The organism is Agrobacterium sp. 22094, from assembly GCF_052046015.1.
In the GTDB taxonomy this organism is placed as follows: Bacteria; Pseudomonadota; Alphaproteobacteria; order Rhizobiales; family Rhizobiaceae; genus Agrobacterium; species Agrobacterium cavarae.
Map to the genome: position 1 here is coordinate 1 of NZ_JBQEPX010000067.1, position 303 is coordinate 303.

Here is a 303-nt window from a genome sequence, read left to right on the forward strand (position 1 = left end):
TTTAAAGCAAGTCCACCGAGCATACATGCTTCCGACGATCCAGTTGTTGAAACGCCCATAGTCGTAAGGGGGCTGGGCGAATGCCAGAGGTTGGCTAAGATGCGGACACACCGCTCCTCAATTTCAGCTGTCTGTGGATATTCGTCCTTGTCAATCATGTTCTTGTTGAATGATTTTGCATATAATTGCTCTGCGGCATGCTCCATCCATGTGCTAACGAATGTTGCAAGATTCAGGCGGGCGTTTCCATCGAGAGCAATTTCATCATGGACGATTTGATACGCTGTTTCTGGTAACATACCT

The 303-nt window shown here is 47.2% G+C and carries 1 protein-coding gene; it reads right to left on the bottom strand.

All coding sequences use genetic code 11. The features are described 5' to 3' along the window. The coding region (locus tag ACTJK5_RS23195) for a pyridoxal-dependent decarboxylase (protein WP_440613346.1) at positions 1-303 on the bottom strand (303 nt) is incomplete at both ends.